Origin of the sequence: Bradyrhizobium sp. ISRA464, from assembly GCF_029910095.1 — a bacterium.
Taxonomy (GTDB): domain Bacteria; phylum Pseudomonadota; class Alphaproteobacteria; order Rhizobiales; family Xanthobacteraceae; genus Bradyrhizobium.
The window spans coordinates 7,337,296-7,363,289 of record NZ_CP094526.1; the positions used below are offsets into that span (position 1 = coordinate 7,337,296).

A 25,994-nucleotide genomic window follows, 5' to 3' on the forward strand; every position below is an offset into this window, starting at 1 on the left:
TAGCTCCTCACTTCGCGCTGTTCCTTTGTTCGTGCCTGGCGGTCGTTCCTTCGTCCCGGCCTGCGCGCGCAGACGCGCCGCGCGCAAGGGGCCGTCAAGGCCGGCCGTCGTGCTGTCCTGACGTCTTGCTCTACGCTGCCAGGCTGCGCCTTGACGGCCCCGAGCACGGCGCGAGGATCGGCCAGGTCAGGACGCCGTCTCCTCAGCCTTGACGCACTCGAAGGCACGTCCTTTGTTGAGAACCGCCCAGGCGATCCGGGCGAGCTTGTTGGCGAGCGCAATCGCCAGCACGTTGTGATGCAATCGCTTCTTGGCAGCTTCGATCCAAGATTTGAGGCCGTAGCGCTCCCAGCACTTCACCCTGACCAGCACCACCCATGCGGCTTGGACGAACAGCGCGCGTAGGTAGCGATTGCCGCGCCTTGATATCTTGCCGAGGATCGTGCGGTCGCCGGTCGATATCTGCTTCGGCACCAGTCCAAGCCAGGCGCCGAAGTCGCGGCCTTTCGAGAACACGTCTCCACTGCCAATCGCGGCGACCATTGCACTCGAGATAAGCGGTCCAATGCCGGGCACTGTCATCAGTCGCTCGCAAGCCTTATCTTGACGAGCCAGCGTTTCGATCTCGCTAGACAGCCCCTCGATACGCGCATCCAGCCGGCGCCAGTCGCCCGCCAGATCCTCGATGATGCGTAACATGCGAGGCGAGAGCACATCGGTGCGCGTCGCGAGGATACCCGGCAACTCGGATCGCAGGGAATGCAGGCCTTGGCGTACGGCGATGCCCCGCTCCAGCAGAAACGCACGGATCTGATTGATGACGCCGGTACGCTGACTGACCAATCGATCGCGGACGCGGTGCAGCGCCTGAAGGTCGAGCTGATCGGCTGTCTTGGTTGCGACGAATTTCATGGTCGGGCGTTGGACAGCCTCGGCGATGGCTTCCGCATCTCGGAAGTCATTCTTCTGTCCTTTCGAATACGGGCGCACGTCTTTCGCCGGCATCAAGCGAGCGTCGTGGCCGAGCATTTGGAGCTTGCGACTGAGGTGATGCGCGCCGACGCAAGCCTCCATCCCGATCAAGCAGGGCGGGAAGTTGGCGAGCCGTCTTTCCACCTGGCTGCGTGACCACTTCTGCCGCAGCACGATGGCACCGCGGTGATCATGACCTACGAGGTGGAACGAGTTCTTGCCGATATCGATGCCGATCACGGCGACCGCTGTGTTGAGGTTCCGAGACATGGCGTGCTCCTTGACCTGAGCGCCCCTTGCCAGCTTCTCGCACTGGCGGGGCCGGAGCACGGCCGGACCATTCCATTCTGATGTCCCCAGTCAAGCACACAGCGCACGGTTTTCTCATCTCCACGAGGACTCATCGTGAAGTTCTTGCGCCGATGGATCGTGCAGAGGAGAAGGCGGGACCCAAAGACGTCGGTGAACAGGCTCTGATGCGCGGGTTGGATACCGCATTTCCGTTTTTTCGTCTGGGGCTGTCCTGGTCTAGCGTCGGGCGTCGATCGGATGATCGGCCACATAATGGGTTTCAGGATTTCCCCTGCCGTGGTCCCACCTTCACCTCTGCACGATTGATGTCTGCGACTACCCCTGATCCTGATTGCAACAAAAGGGGGCTGTGGGCCGGTCGAGCGCACCTCACGACTCGAGCGGTCCACAGCCCCCAACGACGTTACGCCTGTCGAGGTGGCATGAGCTCGCGATTGATTGCCCAAATGAAGGCGGATAGCTCTCGGGCAATCGCCGTGACGATTACGGTTCGCCGCTTGCCCTTCCGCTCGAGTGAGCGGAAGCGTCCGCACAATCTGGTTTGCGCTTTCCACGCAATCTCTCGCGCGCGTCTCGGTGCGGCCTCCACCTTTGGCTGCTTGTCTCGGCTCACGCGCGGCGGATATCGATAGCTCCAGGCCGCCTCCACAAGAATACGTCGCGCCCGCCCATTACCGGCTTTGGTGATGCCGCCTCGCTTGACCTTGTCACCAGTCGAGTTTTCCGTGGGCACCAGACCCAGATAGCCCATCAGCTCGCGCGGATTTTGAAAGCGGGAGAGATCACCGATCTCGGCCAGCACCCCCACAGCCGCAATGAGATCAATCCCCCGCATCGCCTGCAGGGCCGCGACAACCTCGGCAAGCGACCACTCGGCCACCACCTCGCGGATGGCATCCTCCAAACGCTCCATCCGCTCACTTTCCTGGCGTATCCCCTCAAGTAACTCTTCGAATGCGATGCGCTGCTCGCGATGCTCGAGCTTCTGCGACATCAGCCATCTCATGTGGGCTGGTCCCCACGTTGTCTTGCCCGGATAGATGCGTCCCAGCCGCAGCATCAATGACGAGATCTGTTGACGCTTGCCCTGGAGGTCCTTCTTTACTGCCTGACGGGCGCGCGAGAGATCGCGCATAGCCTCATGGCGCTCGTCCGGCACCCACACCGCGGTGAGCTCGCCCGCGCGCAACAGCTTGGCGAGGCTTACCGCATCGCGCCGGTTCGTCTTCACTCGATCGCCGGCCTTCTTCGGAACGAGCGAGGGAGCCACCACCAGGCAGTCATGGCCGAGGCTCTTGAGCAGTCTGTAGAGGCCATATCCTGTCGGCCCTGCTTCGTAGCAAAATGTCAGATGACAGCATTTCGCTGCAAGCTTTGCCACCAGCTTTCGGATCGTTGCCTCCGTGGCAGAAAACTCCCCGAGATATCGTACCTCGCCGCCACGGCCGCCTTCGGCAATGGCTATTGCATTGCGCGATTTTGACGTATCGATTCCGACAAAGACCTCGGTATGATGACCCACGACTCGCCCTCCTTGTTTGAGGCTCTGCCCGGTCCATCCAGGCAACCCTCGTCGCAACATCGAAGGTGAGTCGCCTCATTTTGTGGAGGGGACATACAGTCTAGCGGTCGTCACGTGGCTGCCCGGCGCGCTACTCGAAGATCAATGTTCCACTGTGATCGATGCATCCGCAAATGGTCGCAATCTTCGCTGTACGGTTTTCCATGACGCCTCCCGCAAATCGTTGCACGAGCATTGACCGTCCATCGCACAATTCGACCCTACTGCCCTCAAGTGCGGCCAACAGGAGTGCGCGCCCAGGGAGCATATGACAAATTGCTCTCGGCAATTGATGCTAGGCTGCATTCTTCTCCCGCGGGGGAAGCTGCTTACGCCACCGCTTTGGATAGCATTGTATGCAACTCAATAAGATAGAGCCGCCGGTCACCGTCAGCGGGCCGTCTTGCCAAGGACACTGCGGCGGTAAGCCGCTGATCCGACCATCGCCACGCGCCTCACAGCCACTGGGCAAAGCCTGCGCACGAGCACCCCAGAAGAATTCGCTGACGCGCTCGCTGCGCAACGACGGCGAATGGAGGAAATCGTTCGCCTCGTCGGCAAGAATCCTGGTTGAGCGATTGATCATGGGAGGAACCTGTCGATTGCGTTTTTGTGCGCGATCCAACCACGCCTCGAATCCACCGAGTAGGTTTCTACCGAGTAGGTTCAACTCCCGGGCTCGCAACAGCCGGTTCTTGCAATTGGTCGAACGGGAAATTCCAAGTTAGTTTCATACACGCGTTGGTCGAACAACACTTACGCCCGTGGTGAACGCGGCAGTTCGACCTGAAAGCCCTTGACCAGCCAGTCGAACAACAGGCCATAGACGACAGCGAGCGGAAGCCCGACAATGGCTGTCGCCGCCATCAGTGCCTGCCAGTAATAGATATCGCCGCGGATCAATTCGGTCGGCACCCCGGCGCTCACGGTGCGACTCGCGGTCGAACTGACGAACACGGCCGCATAGATGTAGTCGCTCAGCGACAGCGCGAAAGCGAAGACGATGCAGGTCGTGATGCCCGGGACGGCCAGCGGCAGCGCCACGCGGAAGAAGACGCCGATGCGGCTCCAGCCGTCGGTCAAGGCCGCCTCCTCGATCTCGCGCGGAATCGAACGGAAGAAGCTGAGCAGGAGCCAAGTGCAGAACGGAACCGTAATCGTCGGATAGACCAGAATCAACGACCACACCGTGTTGGCGAGGCCGAGCAAAGTCACGACCTCGTAAAGCGGGATGAAGAGCAGCGTAGGGGGAATGAGATAAACGAGAAAGATCGCAATGCTCGAATGCTCGCCCCAATGCCCCATCAGTCGCGCCAGGCTGTAGGCCGCAGGCACCGCGAGCACCAGCGTGATGGCAACGACGACGACACCGATGAACAGTGAATTCCAGAGAAAGACCGGATAATTCGTCTCGGTGAACAGGAAGCCGATGTGGCTGAGCGTCGGGGGAAGATTGAACAGAAACGGATTGTTGGCCGGATCGTACAGATCGGCGTTGCGCTTGAAGGCGGTGATCAGCATCCACGCCGCCGGAAAGATTGCGAAGGCGCAGGACAATAGCAGCGCAGCGTAGAAGCCGACCATGCGAAGCGTTTGTCCCGTGCGCATCGGTTGCTACTCCTGCCTGCGATAGGCCATGCGCAAGGCCAGGATGGAGACGGCGAGCAGCACCGGGAACAGAAACAGCGCGATTGCAGCGCCCTGGCTTAACGCTCCACCTTGGATGCCTTTAAGATAGGCCCAGTAAGGGAGAATTTCGGTCGTATATCCGGGTCCGCCCCTGGTGGTTAGCGCCACCACGGTCATGTCACCGAAGATCACGAGAACCGTGAACAGGATGGCGACTGTGAGCAGGATCGCCAGCGCCGGCAAGGTGATCTGAAACAAGATACGGAAATAGCCGGCACCGTCCAGCTCGGCCTGCTCGAACAATTCGTTCGGAATGGCTGTGCGGCCCGCCAGCACGATGATCGTGGACAGCGGCAGCGTGCGCCAGACATTGATGATCACGACCGCGCCAATACCAAGCCATTCGCGCCCGAGATAGAAGAGATTGTTGGCCGGACCGAGCACGGTGCCAGGGCCGAGCAGGCCGACCGCGCGAAGGATCCAGTCGATCGGGCTAAACTCCGAATCGAGGAGCCAGAGCCAGCCGACGGCGGCAAGCGCGACCGGCATGGCCCAGGGCAGGATGAGCAGGATTTGCGCAAGCCGCTTGCCGGGAAAGTCGCGGGCGAGCAACTCCACCTGGAGGATCGTCAGGATCGTGAGAAGCGCCAGTGTCGCCACGGTGATGATGATGCTGTTACGCAAAGCGAACATGAACGCAGCGTCGTGGACGACGCTGATGAAATTATCGAGGCCCACAAACTGTTGAATAGCGGGATTGCCGACGGTCGCCTCACTGAGGCTCAAAGCAATGGCAAGGAAAAACGGCACCGCGACAAGTGCGATCACATAGATAACGGCGGGCGCCAGCATGATCGCGCCGACAACGCCGTCACGATCGGCTATTCCGATACGTGCCTCCCGTTGCGGCGGCTTCCTGTATCCGCCTGCTCCGCGTCCGCTGAAGCCTTCCTTGTTTCCCACGGTCACTTCCTCCCTGCGGACCGCTTGGCACGTCGCGACGCAGCGCCCTTCCACGTCGCAAAACTGCGCTTCAAATTGGCGCGGTAGCCGTGCGTATGCCGGTTTGAATGTCGAAAAACCGTAGCAGTGAGCGCGACACCACGAATTCCTGCACCTCGCCTACCTTCACTTTGCCGATCGTTTCCTGCCGCAGCTTGCACAGCACCTTGGCGTTCTTGAATTCGCCATCCGCGCTGCCGTAAGCGAGCCATTCGGAGCCGAGAAACTCGATCCGTGCGACATGCACCTGGAACGTGGCAACATCCTCGGATTCCGGCACGGCCGCTCGCGGCGTGAGGTGCTCCGGGCGAAAGCCGACGATTGCAGCGCCGTGCTCCAGCAGGTTCATCGGCGGCGTACCGATGAACCCGGCGACGAACGTGTTTGCTGGTTCCGCGTAAAGCTCTTGGGGCGAGCCGATCTGGCGTAGCGCGCCAGCCTGCATCACCGCGACACGATCGCCAAGGCCAACGGCCTCGACCTGATCGTGAGTGACGTAGACGGTGGTGACACCGGTGCGGTCGTGCAGCTGGCGAAGCTCGGCGCGCGCCAGCGCCCGCACCTGCGCGTCGAGCGAACTGAGCGGCTCGTCGAAGATAAAGAGAGAGGGTTTGCGTACGATTGCGCGCGCCAGCGCCACCTTCTGTTTTTCGCCGCCCGAAAGTCGCGCCGGGCGGCGGTGCAGCAAGGATTCTATGCCAAGTATTCCCGCCGCCCAGCGAATCAGGCGCTCTTGCTCCGCCCTCGCCACTCCGCGCGCCTTGAGGGGAAAGGCTATATTGTCGGCCGCCGACATGTGCGGATAGAGCGCATAACTCTGAAAGACCATCGCGATGTTTCGCGCCCGCGGGGGCAGCTGAGTAATGGGCCGGCCGTTGAGAAAGACATCGCCGGCGGTCGGCTTCTCAAGGCCCGCGATCGATCGCATCAACGTCGTCTTGCCGCAGCCGGATGGACCGACGATGGTAAGGAACTCTCCCTCCCGCGTCGTCAGGTCGATACCCTTGAGGGCCTTGAAATCACCGAAGTGTTTCGTAAGCCCTCTGACTTCCAACACGGCCACGGCGCTGATCCTCGCTAGTCCTTGCTGGCTTCGCGGCCGCACCCGACGTAGCCAAGCCGTTTCCATTTTTCGACGATCTGCTGCATCTGGGCCGCGGTATCCTTGACGGCCTGCTCCGGCGTTTTCTCGCCGCGCGCCGCCTGCGCCATCATCGTCGACAGCAGGAACGTGTTGTAGACCTCACTGGTGGCTGGATTGGCGTAGCCGGGATAGCCGAGCCATGCGGTCCAGGCGAGCGCTCCTCTCAGCACCGAAAGCTTGTCGGGTGGGTCCGAGCCCCACGGATCGTGATCGATCCAGCCGCCCTTCTGCTCGAGCTGCGATACCGTCGACGGATAGGCAGGGAAGTCATAGAGTTTGCTGTAGTAGGTATCGCTGCTGTAGTTGGCAGTGAGATCGAGCATGAACTTCTTCGCCGCCAGAATCTGGTTCTTGTCAGTCACGTATTTCGGAAGGACGTAGATGAACCAGACATGCGCGGTTTGGTGCACGTCGCCGGTCGGACCTTTCAGCCCCGGCCTGAAGCCTGTGTCGGTCGCGTTCTTCGGGTTGGATTCCTGCGCCGTCCGATAGAAGGAGATCGAGTTCTGGATGTAGGAGGCTCGACCGGACACGAACGCCTGATTGTTCGAAGCCGCGTTCCAGGAAAACACCTCCGGGGTTTCGGCAGCGTGGAAGAGCTTGGCCTGATACTTCACCGCATCGAGCACGTGCGGCGAATCGAGCGTCACGTTGCCACAAGCGTCCTGCACGGTGCCGCCGAACGACCAGATCAGCGAACGCGCATAGAACTCCGAATCGATCTCAGGCGACATGCCGACGCCAACCGGAATTCCCGTCTTCTGGTAGATTTTCTGGCCGCCCTTGAAGAGATCGTCATACGTGACCGGTCCCTGTGGATAGCCGGCATCCTTCCACAGCGAGATGCGATAATCGCCGGGATCGACGACCCAGCCCACGCAATAGGCGTACCATTCCTGTTTGACCGGGAGATAGGCCTGGTGGGTGCACGGGGCGACGCCCTTACCATACGCCGCCTTGGCGGCGTCATTGACATCATTCAGGGGCTGCAGACCCTGGATGAAGGCGGCTGGCGTCGCGTTCATCTGCATCAGCGTTGGCCCCTTGTTGGCGGCAATCGCGGCCGCGAGTGTCGAGTTCAGGTCGGCGTAACTGATGTGCTGCACGGTGACGTTGACGTTGTGTGCGGCTCCCCATTGTTGAGCATAGGCGTCGAACCATTTGTCGTAGCGCGGAACGAAATGGCTCCATTGCGTGATCGACAGCGTCGTGCCAGCCGGGAATTTTTCGGGAAAGGTCAGCGCCCCGTATTTTACCGGGAATTGTATAGGCGACGGCTTGACGCCGGAAGTTGGTTCATTCGGCGTTCCCGCCGCGGACAGGTTTGCGCTCGCTCCGAGCACACACAGCGCAGCAGCGGCAACGGACACCGCTAGAAGCGCTGGGCTATTCCACCGCTTGGTCATGGTTTCTCTCCCTTTGCCCGAAACATCTTGGACGGGATCGAACTCTTATTCTTAGCTCCTTCTTAGCACCTTTGTACACGTTTTGTTCGACCGCCCTCCGGCGCTCACCTGCGCCCAATGGACCATCAATTAACGGGAATCGGCAGCAGGAGTTTCTGCGACAAAGGGCTAAGCCGCCGCATCTGGCGCGGAAGCGCTGCACCTCGCGATTGCGATGATGGTAACGCATATCGCAAGGTTGCACTGACAGCTTCCAAAGCTCGTCGCTTGACTGCCCCGCCCGAGTGGTGCTGCCGGTTGCGCCATGCCGTGGCTCCGGCCACAATAGGGAGCCGAGATGAACCGACAGCGATAACGATAGGGGCCGCCTGTGATCGAGGTCAGGCCAACCAGCGAAGGCGATCCACTCGAATTCGAGGTCATCGTCCGCGTGGGCGTGGGAAGCGGCGAGACACGCTATCGCGTCACGATGGCAAGAACCACTTGCGAACGGCTGACGAAGGGCTCGTACACGCCGGAGCGTTGCATCGAGGCGGCGTTCCAATTTCTGCTTGATCGCGAGCCGAAGGAGTCGATCTTGCGACGTTTCGACATCACGGTAATCTCCCGTTACTTTTCGGAGTTCGAGCGCGAGCTGCCACGCTACCTCTCTCAATCGTGATTCGGCCGTTGTTCCATTACACGGAACGGCATAGGCGCGGCTCGTCAAACGGCGTATATTGCCGGGTCCTTCGCGCAAATTGATCAACATGACGTGGAGGTGGCCATGAAATATGTGCTGCTCGGAAATCTGAACTCGGAGTGGGCGGGCAAGCAATCGGAGCGGATCGGCAAAGCGAGAGCAAAGCTCGACAAACTGGGTATCAAGATCGAGGCGATCCACTACACGCAGGGCTACTACGATTTCGTCGACATCGTCGATGCCCCGAATCCAGAAGCGATGCTCGCGTTCTCCGTCTGGTACTCCACCCAGGGTTTGGGGAGGATCCAGAGTATGCCGGCCTTCAACGCAAAGACTTTCGAAACTGCGACCAAGGAAGCAGCGGGCTGAGCGCAGGTGTTGCCAGGAGGGTTGGTTAGTGCCATCGCAGTTCAGGCATGGCGGGCGTGCCACCGACTCCCGTCTCGACCACACATGACATGGATCGGCTCCGCAGAGAATTTCTCACGCTGGCCGGCAAAGCCGCCGCGACCGTCGGCTGCGAGATGGCCCTGCGTGCTGCACGCGCAGCGGCGGCTTCGACTTCCGGTGCGGGTACAGTTTTCGACGTGCGTAGCTTCGGTGCTGTTGGCGACGGCAAAGCCATCGATTCGCTGGCGATCAATCGGACCATCGAGGCAGCGGGCAGCATGGGCGGCACGGTTTATTTTCCCGCCGGTCGCTATGCCTGCTACTCGCTTCGCCTGAAAAGCGCAGTTGCGCTTTACCTTGATCAGGGCTGCGTGATCATCGCCGCGGACACCCCGCGCGAGGGAACAACTTCAGGCTACGATCCAGCAGAATCGAACGAGCCCTGGGAGGCGTTCCAGGACTTCGGACACAATCATTGGCACAACAGCCTGATGTGGGGCGAAAACATCCATGATGTCGCAATCTTCGGGTCCGGCTTGATCTGGGGGCGTGGGCTTGCCCGCGGACATGATGATCCCGAACTGCCGATCGCCGAGGCCCCCGGCGTGGGGAACAAAGCGATAGCCTTGAAGAACTGTCACAACATCATTTTCCGCGATCTGTCGATGCTGGCCTGCGGACACTTCGCCGTTCTGGCGACGGGCGTCGATAATCTGACGATCGACAATCTGAAGATTGACACCAATCGCGACGGAATCAACATAGATTGCTGCCGTAACGTGCGCATATCGAACTGTAGCGTAAACTCGCCGTGGGACGACGCAATCTGCCCGAAGAGCTCGTTTGCTCTCGGCTATGCGCGCCCGACCGAGAACGTCACGATAGCCAATTGCTACGTCACGGGCGGCTACCAGGTCGGCTCGCTGATCGACGGCAGCTTCAAGCCTTTTCCCGACACTTACGAGAACCACGTTTGGCAACGCACTGGTCGCATCAAGTTCGGCACGGAATCGAACGGTGGATTTAGGAACATTGCCATTGCAAACTGTGTCTTTGAAAGCTGCCGCGGCCTTGCGCTCGAGACAGTCGATGGCGGAATCATGGAGGACATCACCGTGACAGGGGTCACCATGCGCGACATCCGCAACGCGCCGCTATTCTTGCGTCTAGGATCACGCCTGCGCGGCCCCACTGGCATTCCAGTTGGCACGCTCAAGCGCGTGCTGATTAGCAATGTCACCTGCAATGCGCCCCAAAACGATATGCCATCGATCATCAGCGGTGTTCCGGGACATGCGGTCGAGGACGTCAAGATCAGCGGCTGTTACTTTCTGCACAAGGGTGGCGGTACGGCTGAGATGGCGGAGCGCCAACCGGTCGAGCGGCCGAACGACTATCCCGAGCCTGCTCTGTTTGGCCCCCTGCCGGCGCAGCACTTCTACATACGTCACGCGCGCAATCTCGAATTCAGCAATGTCGAGCTTCGAGCCGCCACCGTCGACGCGCGCCCATCGTTTTGGCTCGGTGACGTGAGCAGCGCTGACCTCCTGCACGTCAAATTGCCCAGCGGGATCGGTCCGGCCGTGTCGCTCAATGACGTTTCCGATTTCCGCACCCTCGCCAACCGCGGACTGAAGGACGTGTCGATCGAAGGTCCGATCTCACATATGCAGCTCTGAACAGAAGGCTCCTTACTTCGGCCGTGCCGCACGGGAAATCGAACAGAGCGTGGAAAATCGTAGATTAGCGTGCAAAATCACAGGATTGGTAGCGGGGGAGCGCTACCGCCTACCGACCCCGCCCATGAACCGCTGTTCCGAATACGGGCTGCATGACTCAAAAACGCCCGTCCAGCGGCCTCCCGGCGATCTGCTATCCAAGCCCGGCCCGGCCCGAATAACGCATGGGGTGACTCCGGCTGCCGGGACGCGCGGCACTGGTGTGACAACTTGGCCGACCGGAACAATTCCACCCACTCGCTGCTTATGGATACGCCAGCGCGGAACGCGGTCCCTGATGGTTCATCCGCCAGCCCCGGATATCAGGGGCCGCGCACTTCGCTCGCGAGGCCACATTATGGGTTTTGTCCAATGACCGAAGCGACATTGTTGGGCGTAGCGGGTTTGCTCTATGGGCCGCTATCATCGCGGTGTTTGAGGTCAATGCGGCATGGGAACGAAGCCAGCTACGACGGCGAGCCCGCGATCAAGGCCGCACCGAGATAACCCTGTAAGCTTTCGCGCGCTTGCGGCGCTGGCATTCACGGACCGTATGGGCGCTTCATCTCTCGCCCTTCCTTTTGAGAGATCGCCCCACAGGGGCGAACATAGCCCTTCAACGCACCGGATGCCGACCCTTTGCATCCGGTGCGTTGCGCACAAGATGGAACTTATCAATGTTTGCGCCGCGCCGTTAGATGGCCTCGCGCAATTTGCAATCCGGTTAAGCCCTCAGTGCAATGTACCCTTCGCGGTACCCACGGCAACCTCGCCGAGGAAAATCGAGTGCAGCCGTTGTCATCGTCTCAACCCGTTTGCGCGGTCCTATGGTTGAAGCATCTTGATTGTCGAGATCGGCCACTTCCCGATGTGGCCTCTGATCGATATGCGCAGCCCATGAGACTCGTCCAGAAACACATCCTCGACGGTCCCCGCAGTCCCATCGGTTAGAACCGCAGCCCTTCCGACAAGTTCAGCCTCCGCTTGCACATACTCGCGCAGGATGACGGTGGCGCGGTGTTTCACGAACTGCAAAGCAGCCTCGGGTTGATGAGCCCTACGTAACAAGGACATTGCTTGGTCCTCCGTGAACGCACGTGGAGGGCGCGGTCCCGACCGGGGCTGGAATGGCCAAGACCGCGCTTGCTCCGCGCTGGCGTGCAAAATGTCATTCAATTACCGGATGGTGCGAAAGGTGCCGAAAGTCATGCGACGCTCCGGAACATTTCGCTCCTTTGGCGCTTTGTAGCGGCCAACGGAGCGACTCGGATGATCCCAGCAATTTTAGCGATCTATAGCGTAACGGCGCTGCTCGCCCTCTTCGGTCCTTGGGGATGAGATACGCATTTCGGACGATTGAAGGCTTCGATCAGAGCGAAGCCCTTGGCGTGTGATGCTCGGTTCAACGGGCTTTCCTGAGGGCAAGGTTGCGGCCGGTTCCCCTCGAAACGGGCTACGTTGATCACGACTCTTTGGGCGACTCCGTAGGATACCGGAAACCTCTTCCCTCCGCGCGGCGAGTTGCGCTAGGCTCACAACCAAGGCGAGAGGCGATAATGGCGAGCAAGGTTGTGCGCGTCGATAGGATAGAGCCGGCGATCCTGCCGCGCCTTCGTCGCGTGCAAGCGTGGCGCAGAGCACGGCTGCAACGCCTGCTCGCTGATCCTGACATCGCAAAGAATGATCCGGAGCGGCGGAAGTCCATCAAGGCCGCGCAGCACTACACGGCTGTCTCGATGCGCGCGGAAGCCATCCTGCGGGGCCTGATCGAGCCGGAGAGGTCGCAGGCCCACCGGTCCGAGCGCTAGGGATGACGCATGCCGAGCACTGCGAGGCCGTCCTCATAGCCGCGTCGCCAAGCGGCCTCGCCTAGCATCCTGATCAAGTCGCCTACGCCACCCCGACCACAGGTATCTCGTATCTCGCGGGACTGCCGAGCCCCAACGGATTGATAATTTGCCGAGCGCCCGCCGCGTGGATGAGGCGAGGCGCTTGCCGGATGATGCGATCGAGATCGTGATGCGCGGCGAGGAGAAGGAGGATCGGGCGGCGGCGTTAGGATTGGGCACATTAGGGGAGCGCCGACCGACTAAACTCGGCTGCCTCCCTCAATAGAAGCCGTGATAGCGCATGCAGCGGTACCATCTGTAAGTGTGCCATCCCCATCGCGCAGCGCACACGTGAGACCAGTAACGGTAACCGCCGTAGCCGTAGCCTCCGATCCACCACGGGTACGCGTACCACCATCCGTGGTAGAAATAATGAAACCTTCCATGCCTGAACCGATGGCGGGCGAAACGACCGCCGCTAAAGGCAAAGCGCCTAAATTGCGGTCCGCCGGCGAAACGATGAACCGCGCCGAAACGATGGACGGCCCCGAAATGACGGGCGGCCCCGAAATGAGGGGCGACGCGCGGTGCCGCGAAATGACGCCTGAATTGATGAGCGCCGCCACCGCCGAAGCTGGGACCGCCGCCGAAGCGCGCACCACCACCGCCGAAGTGCGGACCGCCGCCGCCGAAGTGCGGACCGCCGCCACCGAAGTGCGGACCGCCGCCACCGCCGAAGTGCGCGCCGCCACCGCCGAAGCGGGGACCTCCGCCGCCGAAGCGCGCGCCGCCACCGCCGAAGTGCGGACCACCACCGCCGAAGCGCGCGCCGCCACCGCCGAAGTGCGGACCACCACCGCCGAAATGACCGCTATCATGCGGCGCGGCAATCGCGACCGGCGCACAACTGAAGGCAAACGCCGCGATCATTGCCAGCATTGCCCTGCGCATGGCTTCCTCACTGTCTCAGCCCATCGAAGTTAACGCGCGGCAGGCGGAATGGTTACATGAAAATACGGCAATGTCGCTTCGTTGGCCGACCGCCCGAAGTGGCGTTTATGTCTCATTTCGGTGTGCAGGCGGGCCGCCGGTCACCAACATCCGCAACACCTACTGGCGCGCGTGGCTCAAGCCGGAGAACCGATGCTTGCTGCCGGAGGTGGCCCTGTCACAATCACGCAGGCCGGACGACGACAAGTCCGCGCGGGTTGAGATCACCCGCGACATCGTGGCCGAGGCGCTGGCACGTGCGGCGCGTGCCAAGGATTCGAACGAGCTCTACGACTACTACGACACCTCGCAACGCTACCTGATCCTGCGCCAGCGCGGGCCACGCGCCGGCTGGTTCGTCCGGGCCCAATGACAGATGAGGCGGATCGGCAACGCCAAACGCGAGCCCGGCGATAAGCAGTTTCTCACCGTGAAGCAGGCGCGCGACAAAGCTGGGGAGCGCGACTATGCGATGCGGTCGTGCCAACGCCCTCGCACCAAGGGATGGACCTGGGCCGACCTTGACCGCGAATTTCAGGCCTCGCGGCAAATCAAGCGCATGAGCGGGAAGCGCGTCAAACCGCCGGCCGCCAGCACCCGCGCGGACGTCAAGGGTTGCTTCGACAAGCCCCAGCTCGTCGCCTGGCAAAACAAGAGACTGTCTGATCTGACCGACGTAGACCTGATCGAACTGCTTGACGTGATCCACGTCGAGAGAGGGCACGGCGCCTCCAGCAAGGCGCCACGCCGGCGTTACGTGGCTGACGCCGGTTGCGGAGATATGTCGGAAGACTATTCGCCTGGGCGTACAAGCCTGCGCGTGAGCTCCCAGGCTAGGCCAATGAAGACCACCGTCCAGGCAGCCAGCGCCACCACGAAGAACGCTGGTGCCAAGGGTGCGAGGAACGGAAGTGAGAGCGCCGCCGCCATGTGCTTTGTCGCGACTGCGTACATTCCCAATGGGAATACGGCTCCCCAATAGAGCGGATCATAGCGCAACGGAAATCGCCGGATCACGTGTTGCCACACCTCAAGCACGAGCAACATTGGAATCCACCATGTGCCCGTAGCCCAGTAAAAGATGGTGAAGCCTTCGATGAACGGCAGCAGCGAGGCGAGAAACGGTGCATCCGGCGCGTTATGCACCAGCCCTGCGCCGGCCAGGGTCGAAATCGCCATCGCCCCCATATTGATCCAGTAAGGAGGCGTGAGATCGCCCGGGGAGAAGACAAAGAAGGTTTCGCGGTAGAAGATGAGTGAAATAATCCATATGTAGAGCATTCCACCCCACAACCACATCGACAGAGCAAAGAAATTCAGCTCCAGCCGAAGCGGTTGCGACCACTCACCGGCAATCGAAGCCGCCAGGACGGCGATCGACTGCGCAGCGACGACTGCGATCAGCCAAGCGCCGGTCAACCCTTTCTCCAATGTAGGCTTCTCGCGCTTCACCGTGATGGCCGCGAAGATCGTATAAGTCAGGCCGACCCACAGCGCGGTGCCAATCACCAAGAACGCGGTCGCAGCCGTCAGACTACCCACCGTGAGCAGAAACTGAACGCCAAGGATGCAAGACCCGGCGACCGCTGCGAAGAAGCCGGGTCCAAGTCGATGATCGGCCATGTCGGCAAGAGATAGTCGCGGATACCGGATCATCCGGACCGCGGTCAGACAGGCCACAACGACATAGGCGGCGAGATTGAACGCAAACAATCCTGCCGCAAGGATTGGGAACTCGAAATCCCAAGCCCCGATCGAAACGACTCCAGTCGCCATGACGAGCGCGAAATAGGCGGGCGATAGATGTTCCACCGCAGTCACCCAGGTCGAACGCCTCCCAATCTATCGCAAGATATAGGGCGGCTGCGCGTGGCAACAAACAACAAGGTATCTTGAAGCAAAAATGCAGGAACCGCGCGGCCCGATTGAGACGGCGTCTCACCTTCCTCTTCGAAGGCACACTTCAGGAGTAGGACGATGCGCCCCCTTGGCGCGCCGCAACGATGTCGGTTGTCGTCCCTTATAGCCACCGCGGGAATCGCGCGGGCTGCGAACCGGTATGACTCAGGCGAGCGCACTGATCGAAAGATTGGGAACAGAGGTCAAGGAAGCGCGAGTTGGTGTCGCTCTGGCTTCGGTTCAACTTTCGCAGCTCATACTGCTTCATCTCCTGAGGGGGCATCGGGCATCCGTCGGCTATTCTTCGGAGAGTGCCTCCACGCTACATTTCGTCGTCAGTTTTGCTTGTCGCCAAAGCGCTACGCGCAGAAGCAGATCCTCTGACTTCAATCGGCCTTCGAGAGTTTGCGCATTATGTGACCGCCCGTCTCGTCGTTACTGAGACCAACGGTAAACCGATTCCTCGCTGCTGAAAGGAAGGGAGACGACGGAATCGTGATATCACGTCATCGGTGAGCGCCCAACGAAGATATCTTTCCGTGCGGTACTCGACTTCGAACAGATGACGGTACCTACACGCTTACCCTGAAGGGAGACTGGCGGACGCGAGGCCAAGGACAATATGTCTGTTAGATCACTAAAACGAGCATCGCCGTCGCTAGGCGCTTGGCCACCACACGCCGATGGCCGTCTACCGCGCGGCAAAATGCTGGGATCTTTTGGATTTAACTTATCGCAAACTTGGTGGTTTCGATGCTTTCTTGCGAGCGGCCATCTCAAAGGCGGTGGCCTTTCTCTCACCGGTTTCCTCGGAAGCATCGTAACGGTCAGCGCGCATCTACTGGAGGCAACGATCCTTGCCGTTGCCGCAGGCGTCTATCTGGCAGTACAGCCAGCCGCCGTGTCCAGCGGACACTATCCCGCACTTTGAACGATCGTCGCGTACATCGTCATCCATCAACTCGAAGGCAATCTGATCGTCCCGATGGTCCAGCATAGGTTGGTATTCCTGCCGCCCGCTGTCCTACTTCTGACCATCGTCGCGGTCACCGAGATATTCGGCATGATCGGTATCATCTTCGCTGCGCCTTCGTTACAGTCAAAAAGCTCCATGTGTGCGACGGCCTTGGACAACCCACGGACCTTCCGGGCGAGAGCACAGGCCGAACAGGAACCTATTCGTCTGCTCCCAATTGACGCGGAGGATATCCGCCGGTGAGCAATGGAACTCGCCCTATCCTACGGTTGGATGATACTCGTGCTTTGGTTGATTCTCCGCGCCCATGGCCAACGCGGTCTGCTGCCCGTGCTGTACCCTGTATCGATCCCCATTCGCGATCCACCGAGCGTATCGATTATCGTTCCGGCCCGAAACGAGGGCCATAACCTTCCACGCTGTCTCCACAGCTTGCTGCATCAGAACTACCGGCAAGATCGGCTCAACCTTATCGTCGTCGACGACAATTCCACGGACGATACGTTCGCCGTGGGCTGTTCCTTTGCCGGCAGATCCCGGAGCCTCAAGATCATCAGGTGTCCGCCGTTGCCGCCGCGCTGGTGCGGAAAGCCGCACGCCTGCTGGATCGGCGCACGAATGTCGCGTCTCGATGATGAGTGGGTTTGTTTCATGGACGCGGATGTCCAGGCCGGGCCGGAGCTGATCGGCAGCGCGGTGACGGCAGCTCGCTCGCAGCAGTTGGCTCTCTTGTCGCTGGCGCCACGTCAGCGGCTAGGTAGCTTCTCTGAACGTCTCATCATACCATGCGGGTTGTTCCTGATGGCGTTCCGCCAGGATCTTGAAACCGTTCAGTCGCCGCACAGCAACCAGGTTACTGCTAACGGGCAATTCATGCTGGTGCAGCGACACGCCTACGAATTTGTCGGAGGCCACGCCGCCGTCCACGATGCCGTTTGCGAAGATCTCGAATTGGCTCGGCTGATCAAGAAAGCCGGCGGCCGCGTTCTGTTGGAGGACGGCAAGCTCCTCTTGGCCGCCCGAATGTATACGGGCTGGAAAAGCCTCTGGATGGGCTTTTCGAAGAATGCGGTCGAAATGCTGGGCGGGCGCGCTGCTGCGTTCGTCACTGCATTGCTCGTGCTCCTGCTGCCGCCGGCTGGCCTCCTGCTTCCGACCATCGACGGCGTTGGCTGCGCCAGTGGACATGCGGCGGATTGCGTAGCGCTGGTCCCAGCCCTCGCTGGAACAGCAGCCGCGACAGGCCTGCATATTGCCGGCGCATTATATTTTCGTGCCCCGTTCTGGTATGGCCTGATCTTTCCACTCGGATACGCGGTCGGGGGGTGTCTTGCCTTCGAGAGCCTTCGTCGTCACTGGCGCAGCAACATCATCTGGAAGGGCCGGAGCTATCCGTGAATCAGCGAGCCCTCCGCACGCGGCCGGAAGCTCACCACGAGCATGTCAGCCGGATCTCGACTGGAATGATCCTTTTCATTATCAGCGCGACGGCACTTGCAGTCTACGAATTGCAACTGGCCCTGATACCCTTGGTCCTTGCCGCGGTCGTCAGCACATCTGCGCGCCCGCGATTGGCTGGGTAAGCGCCAGGGCTCACCTGCCCCGCCTGCCTGTTTCGATCGCCGCATTCCTAGTTATTCTGGCATTTGGTGCCGTCATTGGCTGGTTTGGAATTCCGCCCCAGGCTCGCGAGATGACACACACGGCCACCGACCTTCAGGGAATGCTCAATCACCTCACCGAAGCGCTGGTCGACGGCAACACGGTCAATGTGCTTGGCCAGCCAATGGATTCACGCAAGCTCGCAGCCGCAGTCGGTCAGGCCGTCCGCGACTGGATCGACAATGCGCGAGTGCTTTCGGTTATTGCGGGAAGCGCCTTTGTAGCCGGGTTCGGCTTCCTGCTAGCGCTGGTTCTGTTGTTCTTCTTCATGGTTAGCGGTCCATCGATCGTTCGGGGGCCACTGTGGCTCATCCCGCCAGGCGAACGGCCGTTGATCGAAGACCATATTATGTTGCAGGTCGATCCGGTGCTGAGGCGTTCCTTCATCGGCGTCGTCGCGGTCGTTTGTTTCGCCGCCGCGTTCGCCTACGCAGGATTGGGGCTCCTGCTCGGAGTTCCGCACGCTATGTTCCTCGCCCTGATCACCGGACTCCTTGAGGCGGTGCCGATCGTTGGCCCGACGATCGCGGCAGCGCTTGCCGGCCTCGTGGCAATTCAGCACAATCCAGGACTTGGAGCGATCATCGGATACGCAGTCTATCTCACTGCACTGCGACTTTCTATCGATCAGCTGTTCGGGCCCGTCGTGCTTGGCGCGGCTGGCCGGGTGCATCCCGCGGTTGTCCATTTTCTGCTTCCTGGCCGGAGGCACACTGTTCGGCGTAGTCGGGGTGATCACCGCAGTTCCAGTCGCACTGATCATCAAGGCAACGCTCTCGGCTCTCTATGCCCGCGAGCGGACTTCCATTACGAAAAGACGGACATCGGGAGACGGATCATGCAGCGAGATCGTCTTCTTGAGCTGACGCGACCCCGGTTCAACAATGACGCTCCGTCGTTTGCTGGGTATTGCTCGAGCGCGTGGGTGGAACTAAACGGATGAGCGGTGGCGGCATGATGATCTTGAGCCCCCTCGTTTCGATCATCGACAGCGCGCTTCGCGCCGGGCAGGGAATATTCGAGTACAGCAATTGCCCGCGCTGCGTCTTTCGATTGCAACTTGCGGCGGTCACCTGCGACATCGTTCTGGCGGATGGAACGTGCCTTTGCGCCGGCAGCCGCCTCATCAATCTCCATCTCTGGAATGAGCATCTCCCACCATTTCCGGCCCAGGGTCCAACGCTCGGCTGGGCACGACGAATGTGTCGTGACTTCGAAACATCCCTCGAAGAGCTTGCAACCTTCGTTGCAAGCAATCCCGCTCTCGAGGATATAACGGCCGTCGGTGGGAAAATGATGTTCGGCTCGACCGAGCAAACTCAGCTCGTCGCGCACTTTGCGGAACGATATGGCTTTGTCCGCGCACTCGACGTCCCGCGAAGCTCCTCGATTGCAGAAAGACTACATCTGATGGGCGAAAACATCCTGGTCTCGCTGATCGTGATCTCTCACAACCCGGCGGCGTTTCGACTCGACCGCCTCCGGCGCGACCGCGTACCGGTCTATCTTCACCGCGCCGAGCTCTTGAAGCGCTTCGGCGTTCGCGAGGGACCCGCATCCGTACATCAGCCGAGCGGCGAGCGTAAGCTCCCGAGCTTCGGCCCCACCGCAGACGATCGCAAATAACCGTGGCTGCCGAACCACGAAATCGCATCGCTCACGGCCACCACATGCGACCGTGCGCGATATCCGAGCTCCCGTTCGGCCTTTTCAGACGTAAAGAACATCTTATGCCGTGCGAGGCGAACGCCAGCCCACGTCGCAAGCGGCTCGTTGCCCGTCAGATATGCCCCCAACTCGCCCGCCAACGCGGCCGGCACCGCAACATACCATGGAATGCGAACCGATGGAGATCGCCGTCCGACCGACGCCGCGATTTCGGCGAGCAGCCGGGAGAATGGGACATTCTCGCCCCCGAGAATGTAGCGCTCGCCGATCCTGCCTCGCTCAAGCGCCGCCAGATGTCCACTCGCGACATCGTCAACGTGCACAACATTCAATCCTGTATCGACACAGGCCGGAATCCGCCCGGCTGCGGCGGCAAGGACCATCTTTCCAGTCGGAGTTGGCCTGATATCGCCCGTGACATTGGTAGCGAGTATCTCGGCGCTATTCCATAGCGAGAGCCTGTAGTCGGCTGCCACGTGAAACAAATATCGACACCCGGCACAGGCCGGTCGGAGCGAGGAGTTCTCTCTCAAATCAACCTCGACAAATTCCACGCCGCGTACACTCAAATCCCGATATTGGCTGTTTCGTCGGATCAGGGCCCTGACATGGAAACCATCACGCAGCAGCGCGCGGAGCACGGCGGATCCAACGAAGCCGCTGGCGCCGGTGAGCAATACGTTTGCGGATGTATTCATGAATGTTCTCCGAATCCTGCGAAGAGACTTACTTTCTAGAGTTCAATTGCTCGGATGCTGGAGCCAAGGACCTCAGAGCAGCAAAGAAGGGCTTTGCGAGCCAGCCGCCAGTCTGCCGAAAGTTTGATGACGTCGAGCGTGTCGGAAGGGCGCCCAAGCAATAGACGACTGAGCCGCCATCGACTGATCTCGCCATCACTCGAAACGCAGGCAAGGGCTGTCGGCGGGACGTTACGCCCTGCGGCGTCGATCACGACACGAAGAGCAACGAACCGCATTGAGTTGGCTGCGGCCAGGCGGGCGATCAGGTGAGACTCCATATCGACGGCCAATGCGCCGGATCGAAGCTGCAGTTCGTTTCGCGACGCGCAAGCCAATATGGGCATATCAATTCCGATGATCGGACCGTACACGGCCGTTGGAATCGCCGAAAGAAGCCACGCTGACCAGACATCGTCCGTCGGGACGCTTCCGTTCGGCGCGACGATCTCCGAACCGACCACGATTCTGCCGGATCGTAAGTCGGGACACAGTCCTCCCGCGACACCGTAGCTGACAATACCGCGACAACCGTCAGCTGCAGCGTGCTCGACGAACTCCGAGAGGTCAGCAGAGCCCGGCCCCCACGCTTCTCTGTTGAAATAACGCCCAACGATCTCGGCCTCGATCGCGAGAGCCGCACAGACGATTGCCTGCCCGGTTTGAGCGGCTGTTCTAGGACCTCGATGGAGCCTGGTTATCGCCATTGCGGAAATAGCTCACGAACAGGCAGGTACCCACGCGGCGCGCGATCGGTCTCTCTCCGAGTCACTGCTGATCGTGGCTTGTCGAGATAACATCGCTGCCACAGCTTCGTTTCTACCTGCCAATCCGACATAAGCCGCTCATGCGGAAAGCAACCACCCTTGAACCGGTCAAGCCCGGCGCGCTTTAACATGCGTTAATCGGACGGGGCCGGTCGGCACCGCTCTGGAACGCTCCGAGCGCCCTCACGTTCGACTCATTGGACTGCGCGCCCTGCGGCCGCGAGGAGACCTAACTGGCGGCGCGAGCCGGACGCGCACCTCATCGAATGTCGGTGTCGCGCTGCGGCATTTGACGGTGACCCGTTGCTTTAGCTCTTTTGTTTAGAAAGGCGATCATTCGAAAATGCCCGGTTTGAGCGAGACTGTCCATATCGTGAGAGAGATCTGCATAGCCGGCGCGATTCTTGGTATCGTCTACAATATTCTCGCTGCAATCCTGGCGACTCGCTTTAACAGACCGTCGACGCTCGACCGATTTTCGACGCGACCGGTGACGATATTGAAGCCGTTGCACGGAAGCGAGCCAGGCTTGTTTCAGCGGCTCGCGTCGCTTTGCAAGCAGCGGCATGGCGGAAAGATCCAGCTTATCTGCGGGACGCAGCAATGCGCCGATCCCGCAAATCAGGTGGTCCGGCTCGTGCAGAGGTTGCATCCTGTCATGGAGATCGATCTTGTTGTCGGCGACCGCTTGCGGGGCGAGAATCCAAAAATCGCAAATCTGGTCAATCTGGAAGCGAAGATTCGTCACGAAATCGTCGTCTTGTCCGATAGCGATATCGTCGTCGATGATCAGTTCGTCGGTCGCCTCGTTGCCGAGCTCGATAACTCCCAGATCGGAGCGGTGACCTGCTTATACCACGGAGTTGCAGCCGGCGGCGTCTGGGCCAAGATCTCCGCGCTTAACATCAACGCACAGTTTCTCCCTAACGTGATTATCGCGTTGACGTTCGGCGCAGCCAAACCCTGTTTCGGCTCGGCGATCGCCATGCGAAAAGATGTTCTGAGACGTATTGGCGGCTTTCAACCGTTTCTGGACGAGCTCGCGGACGACTACGCGATCGGTCGAGCTGTTCGCGCGATCGGGCTGGATGTCAGTGTCCCGCCTTGGGCGGTTGGGCACGTCTGCTTTGATCGCAGCTTCCGCTCATTCTGGGAGCACCATATGCGCTCGTCGCGCACCATCCGCTCGATTGATCCCGTCGGTTATGTCGGAACCATATTCATGCATCCGGTGATGCTCGCCTTGATCGCCGTCCTGACAGGGGCGCAGCATCCGATCGCCTTGCTGAGCATCGCATTTGCCAGCCGTGCCGTCCTGAATTTCAGCATCGAACGAACCTTCAACTTGCGACCGCACGGGCTATGGCTGCTAGCGCTTCATGACACGATCTCATTTGCGGTTTTCCTGTGCAGCTTCTTCGGCGCCGAAGTCGAATGGCGTGGCCAGAACTACCAGATCTTTCGTGACGGCACGATCCAGAAGGATAGCCTCGACTAAGAATCGGGGCGGCGTTTGGCGGGCTAGCGCCCTACCGCCCATTTCGTAGCTTGCGCCGTCTACAGCGGGCGAACCGCGCAATGAGGCGGCTCAATTCGAGCTTGTACACCAGCGGCAGCCTGTTCGGCCGGCAGCCACATCATCCGGCGTTGGCCACGCTCGGGCCAACAGCGCTTTTGCGCGCGCACTTTCAACCGAAACAGCCGGATTGTCATTCGGCATGCAAGAATTGCATGCCGAATGACAGCGAAGTGCGGCAAGTTCAACAGGCCCGCGACAAGAACGGGTTCAAGGCCGGCTCAACGGATGCGCGTTGGGGCAACGAAACCCAAGCCGCCGTGAAGCAGTTCCAGCAGAGCAAGCAGCTACAGGCGACGGGACAGCTTGACCGGCAGACGGTCGCCGACTTCGGGTTGGATGCTTCCAAGTTTCTGCAGGCGCAAAAGTAACGGCTCAGGAACCCTTCAGCGAACTGGCCGCTCCCCGACGCGATCCCCTCCTCCCGCCGGATTGCGTCGCGGGCCCCAAGCTCGGCGCCTGAGCTTCGGGCTCTGTCCCCCGCTTCTAACTTCGGGACAGATAATCGCTAAAAGTCAGCGCGAACATGAACATCATCCAGAACAGGCCGGTGATCGCGACGACGCGCACCAGCATCGTCCCGCTCTTCAAATCCATCAGGAAGATCGCGAGTACAACGGCCATCGCCGCCGCAATAATGAGATTGAGCGCAACGTTGCCGGCGCCGAGCGGTAGGTAGGCCGAAGCGAGACTAATCGCTGCAAGAACGAGCAGCGCGGCCCATGCCAGCACGGGTCCGCGCCAAAGAGTTTTATGGCCGCCTGATGCTTCGTTCATGATCGACCAGCCAAGTAGATCAAGGGGTAGAGGAATATCCAGACCGTATCCACGAAGTGCCAGTAGATCGCCACACCTTCCACGGTTGAGCCCTGCACCGGAATGGTCTCGCGCCAAAACAGCGTCATGACCACGGCGACAACACCGATGCCGGCGGTCAGATGGATGGCGTGGACACCGGTCATGATCCAGTACAGCCCCCAGAAGATCGCGGTGGCCGGGGGTGTCAGGGGGAAGCCAGGTCCGGGAACCAGATGCTCGTCGATATCACCGCGATATTCCAGGCCCTTCGTGACCAGGAACGCGACGCCGAGAACGGCTGTTGCGCCGAGGCAGACGAGCGTTAGCCATCGCAGTTGGGCCGTCGCCGCGCGCAGCGCAATCGTCATGGTGAGACTCGAGGTCAGGAGGAGCGCCGTGTTGATGGAGCCATAGATGATCTCCGTGTGTGCCGCTGCAATCCGAAACGCCTCTGGATTGAAGCTTCGATAGATCGCATAGCTGCAGAACAGCGCCGCAAAGAACAACACCTCGCTGGCGAGGAAGAACCACATGCCGAGGCCGACCGCTTCGCGCTGCAAGCGAATGTCAGGCCAAGGCTCCTGCAAAGCGCCGGAGAGATCGGTCACCGCGTGCCCCCCCCGGCCCGCCATCGGCGCCTGTTCGTCCTCCTCGCGCGCACGGCCCACGTCGTGATACTGATATGGCGCAGAAGTGACCTGCGGCGGTTGCAGAAAGTTCTGCTTCGGTGGCGGTGAAGGCGTCTGCCATTCGAGGCCTGTCGCGCCCCACGGATTGTCCCCAGCCCGGGCGCCGTTGAACAGCGACCACCCGAGGTATCCGAGCGGCAGAAGATAGGCGACGGCGAGCATCGCTGCCCCGCCGCTCGACAGCACGTGCCAGATCTGAAACACGTCCGGATAGAAATGGTAGCGCCGAGGCATGCCGAGCCAACCCATGATGAATTGCGGGATGAACGTCAGATTGAACCCGAGAAACATGGTGATGGCAGCGAGCTGAGCTGCAAACTCGTGGTAGCGCCGCCCGGTCACCTTGGGCCACCAATAGTGAATGCCGGCCATAAAGGCAGAAACCGTTCCGCCGACCATAATGGTGTGAAAATGCGCAACCACGAAATAGGAATCCGTGGTCGCGATATCGATCGGAACCGAGGCGAGAAACAGTCCGGTGAGGCCGCCGATGGTGAACAGTCCCAGAAAGCCCAGCGCATAGAGCATGGGCGCCTCGAAGCCGATTTGTCCCCGATAAAGCGTCGCGGTCCAATTGAAGACCTTGATCGCCGACGGGACGGCCACAATGAAGGACAGAAAGGAGAAGATCAGGTTTGCGAGCGGTGACTGGCCTGCAACGAACATGTGATGTCCCCAGACCATGAAGCCGACCACGCCGATCATGAGCAAAGCATAGACCATGAACGCGTAGCCAAATACCTGTCTCCTGGCGAAGCAGGCGAACACCTCCGATACAACGCCCATGGCCGGCAGGATCATGATGTAGACGGCGGGATGGCTGTAAAACCAGAACAAGTGCTGAAACAGCACCGGATCTCCACCGACGCGGGCATCGAAGATTGGGAGGCCGAACAGCCGCTCTGCACAGATCAGGAGCAGCGACATGGCAAGGACAGGCGTCGCGAGCACCATCACCATGCTGACGACGTACATCGACCAGCCAAACAGCGGCAGGCGAAACCACGTCATACCGGGTGCGCGCAACAGGTGAATGGTGGCCATGAAGTTGACGCCCGTCGCGATCGACGAGAAGCCGACCACGAATACGCCGACCGCAGCTGGGACAACGCTCGAGTGCGAATAACTGGACGAGAATGGCGGATAGAACGTCCAGCCGGTGTCTACGCCGCCGCTCAGCAGCACATAGACCGTGAAGCTGGCGCCGATCATGTAGAGGTACCACGACAACAGGTTGAGACGCGGAAAGGCGACGTCGGGCGCACCGATCATCATGGGCAGGACGAAGTTCCCCATCGTGGCGGGGATTGACGGCACCAGGAAGAACCACACCATGATGATGCCGTGAATGCTGAAGGCGCGATTGTACTCGTCGGAGGTCATGAACCAGCCGGTCGGGCTGATCAGTTCGAGCCGCACCAGGCCGATCGCGATGCCGCCGATGAAGAAGAAGATGGTGATGGAAACCGCATAGAGAATGGCAATTCGCTTGTGATCCGTGGTCAAGAGCCACGACAGCACCGTGTGACCTTCGTCGAGATAGCTGGCGGCCGCGTGCTCTTCCGCCGGCGCATATGGCAATGTCAT

The 25,994-nt window shown here is 60.4% G+C and carries 22 protein-coding genes and 2 pseudogenes; 11 read left to right on the plus strand and 13 right to left on the minus strand.

What is annotated here, in order from left to right:
- Positions 1-186: 186 nt before the first annotated feature.
- The 6 genes from MTX19_RS33915 to MTX19_RS33940 all read right to left on the minus strand — a co-directional run bounded on the left by MTX19_RS33915 (position 187) and on the right by MTX19_RS33940 (position 8,026).
- On the minus strand, positions 187-1,242 hold the full coding sequence (locus MTX19_RS33915; RefSeq protein WP_280979078.1) for an IS110 family transposase: 1,056 nt from the start codon (positions 1,240-1,242) through the stop codon (positions 187-189).
- Positions 1,243-1,687: 445 nt separating this feature from the next.
- Entirely contained in the window at positions 1,688-2,806 is a 1,119-nt protein-coding gene (locus tag MTX19_RS33920) for an IS110 family transposase (RefSeq protein ID WP_280979077.1), read from the minus strand.
- Between the two features lie 795 nt (positions 2,807-3,601).
- Complete coding sequence (locus MTX19_RS33925; RefSeq protein WP_280981101.1) at positions 3,602-4,453, minus strand: carbohydrate ABC transporter permease; 852 nt, start codon at positions 4,451-4,453, stop codon at positions 3,602-3,604.
- Between the two features lie 6 nt (positions 4,454-4,459).
- Positions 4,460-5,326 carry a sugar ABC transporter permease gene (locus MTX19_RS33930; RefSeq protein WP_280981102.1) on the minus strand — a complete coding sequence of 289 codons (867 nt, stop codon included), beginning with the start codon at positions 5,324-5,326 and terminating at the stop codon, positions 4,460-4,462.
- Positions 5,327-5,507: 181 nt separating this feature from the next.
- Complete coding sequence (locus MTX19_RS33935; protein WP_280981103.1) at positions 5,508-6,539, minus strand: ABC transporter ATP-binding protein; 1,032 nt, start codon at positions 6,537-6,539, stop codon at positions 5,508-5,510.
- 14 nt (positions 6,540-6,553) lie between these two features.
- The gene (locus MTX19_RS33940; RefSeq protein WP_280981104.1) at positions 6,554-8,026 is read right to left on the minus strand and encodes an ABC transporter substrate-binding protein; all 1,473 of its coding nucleotides are present in this window, start codon (positions 8,024-8,026) and stop codon (positions 6,554-6,556) included.
- A gap of 370 nt (positions 8,027-8,396) precedes the next feature.
- Between MTX19_RS33940 and MTX19_RS33945 the strand changes: the two genes are divergently transcribed.
- The 3 genes from MTX19_RS33945 to MTX19_RS33955 all read left to right on the plus strand — a co-directional run bounded on the left by MTX19_RS33945 (position 8,397) and on the right by MTX19_RS33955 (position 10,777).
- Positions 8,397-8,687, plus strand: coding sequence for a hypothetical protein (locus tag MTX19_RS33945; RefSeq protein WP_280973847.1), 291 nt, complete (start codon positions 8,397-8,399; stop codon positions 8,685-8,687).
- A gap of 105 nt (positions 8,688-8,792) precedes the next feature.
- A complete protein-coding gene (locus tag MTX19_RS33950) occupies positions 8,793-9,077 on the plus strand; it encodes a GYD domain-containing protein (protein WP_280973848.1) in 285 nt (94 codons plus the stop codon).
- Positions 9,078-9,166: 89 nt separating this feature from the next.
- Positions 9,167-10,777, plus strand: a complete 1,611-nt coding sequence (locus MTX19_RS33955; RefSeq protein WP_280981105.1) for a glycoside hydrolase family 28 protein — start codon at positions 9,167-9,169, stop codon at positions 10,775-10,777.
- 864 nt (positions 10,778-11,641) lie between these two features.
- Here the strand turns inward: MTX19_RS33955 and MTX19_RS33960 are convergent.
- Entirely contained in the window at positions 11,642-11,851 is a 210-nt protein-coding gene (locus tag MTX19_RS33960) for a PRC-barrel domain containing protein (protein WP_280981106.1), read from the minus strand.
- A 521-nt stretch (positions 11,852-12,372) separates the two neighbouring features.
- On the opposite strand from MTX19_RS33960, the gene MTX19_RS33965 reads away from it, so the two are divergent.
- The 3 genes and pseudogenes from MTX19_RS33965 to MTX19_RS33975 all read left to right on the plus strand — a co-directional run.
- A complete protein-coding gene (locus tag MTX19_RS33965) occupies positions 12,373-12,624 on the plus strand; it encodes a hypothetical protein (protein ID WP_280981107.1) in 252 nt (83 codons plus the stop codon).
- Positions 12,625-13,089: 465 nt separating this feature from the next.
- Positions 13,090-13,629: a hypothetical protein gene (locus MTX19_RS33970; RefSeq protein WP_280981108.1), complete on the plus strand. Its 540-nt coding sequence runs from the start codon at positions 13,090-13,092 to the stop codon at positions 13,627-13,629.
- A gap of 94 nt (positions 13,630-13,723) precedes the next feature.
- A pseudogene (locus MTX19_RS33975) lies at positions 13,724-13,801 on the plus strand (SOS response-associated peptidase); the annotation flags it as partial.
- 626 nt (positions 13,802-14,427) lie between these two features.
- Here the strand turns inward: MTX19_RS33975 and MTX19_RS33980 are convergent.
- The gene (locus MTX19_RS33980) at positions 14,428-15,456 is read right to left on the minus strand and encodes a tellurite resistance/C4-dicarboxylate transporter family protein (RefSeq protein ID WP_280981109.1); all 1,029 of its coding nucleotides are present in this window, start codon (positions 15,454-15,456) and stop codon (positions 14,428-14,430) included.
- A 1,300-nt stretch (positions 15,457-16,756) separates the two neighbouring features.
- Between MTX19_RS33980 and MTX19_RS33985 the strand changes: the two genes are divergently transcribed.
- Genes MTX19_RS33985 through MTX19_RS33995 form a run of 3 tightly spaced genes read left to right on the plus strand, consistent with a single transcriptional unit; the run spans position 16,757 to position 19,798 of the window.
- Positions 16,757-17,908 (plus strand): glycosyltransferase, encoded by a 1,152-nt coding sequence (locus MTX19_RS33985; protein WP_280985676.1) that lies wholly within the window; start codon positions 16,757-16,759, stop codon positions 17,906-17,908.
- Positions 17,841-19,115, plus strand: a complete 1,275-nt coding sequence (locus tag MTX19_RS33990; protein ID WP_280985677.1) for an AI-2E family transporter — start codon at positions 17,841-17,843, stop codon at positions 19,113-19,115. Before MTX19_RS33985 ends, MTX19_RS33990 begins: the two co-directional genes overlap by 68 nt.
- Positions 19,112-19,798: a hypothetical protein gene (locus MTX19_RS33995; RefSeq protein WP_280985678.1), complete on the plus strand. Its 687-nt coding sequence runs from the start codon at positions 19,112-19,114 to the stop codon at positions 19,796-19,798. Before MTX19_RS33990 ends, MTX19_RS33995 begins: the two co-directional genes overlap by 4 nt.
- On the opposite strand, the gene MTX19_RS34000 is transcribed toward MTX19_RS33995, so the two are convergent.
- Together MTX19_RS34000 and MTX19_RS34005 are read right to left on the minus strand one after the other, a co-directional pair.
- Positions 19,738-20,538: an NAD-dependent epimerase/dehydratase family protein gene (locus MTX19_RS34000; protein ID WP_280985679.1), complete on the minus strand. Its 801-nt coding sequence runs from the start codon at positions 20,536-20,538 to the stop codon at positions 19,738-19,740. The two genes, MTX19_RS33995 and MTX19_RS34000, sit on opposite strands and share 61 nt — an antisense overlap.
- Before the next feature lie 35 nt (positions 20,539-20,573).
- A complete protein-coding gene (locus tag MTX19_RS34005; protein ID WP_280981111.1) occupies positions 20,574-21,284 on the minus strand; it encodes a hypothetical protein in 711 nt (236 codons plus the stop codon).
- Positions 21,285-21,687: 403 nt separating this feature from the next.
- On the opposite strand from MTX19_RS34005, the gene hpnI reads away from it, so the two are divergent.
- Together hpnI and MTX19_RS34015 are read left to right on the plus strand one after the other, a co-directional pair.
- Positions 21,688-22,842: a bacteriohopanetetrol glucosamine biosynthesis glycosyltransferase HpnI gene (hpnI, locus tag MTX19_RS34010; protein WP_280981112.1), complete on the plus strand. Its 1,155-nt coding sequence runs from the start codon at positions 21,688-21,690 to the stop codon at positions 22,840-22,842.
- A gap of 80 nt (positions 22,843-22,922) precedes the next feature.
- Positions 22,923-23,291 (plus strand): peptidoglycan-binding domain-containing protein, encoded by a 369-nt coding sequence (locus tag MTX19_RS34015; protein WP_280981113.1) that lies wholly within the window; start codon positions 22,923-22,925, stop codon positions 23,289-23,291.
- A gap of 115 nt (positions 23,292-23,406) precedes the next feature.
- Here the strand turns inward: MTX19_RS34015 and MTX19_RS34020 are convergent, their stop codons facing one another.
- The 3 genes and pseudogenes from MTX19_RS34020 to MTX19_RS34030 all read right to left on the minus strand — a co-directional run.
- A complete protein-coding gene (locus MTX19_RS34020; protein ID WP_280985680.1) occupies positions 23,407-23,697 on the minus strand; it encodes an oxidase in 291 nt (96 codons plus the stop codon).
- On the minus strand, positions 23,694-24,350 hold the full coding sequence (locus MTX19_RS34025; RefSeq protein ID WP_280986152.1) for a cytochrome c oxidase subunit 3: 657 nt from the start codon (positions 24,348-24,350) through the stop codon (positions 23,694-23,696). Before MTX19_RS34025 ends, MTX19_RS34020 begins: the two co-directional genes overlap by 4 nt.
- A 39-nt stretch (positions 24,351-24,389) precedes the next feature.
- Positions 24,390-25,994, minus strand: a pseudogene (locus MTX19_RS34030) (cbb3-type cytochrome c oxidase subunit I); the annotation flags it as partial.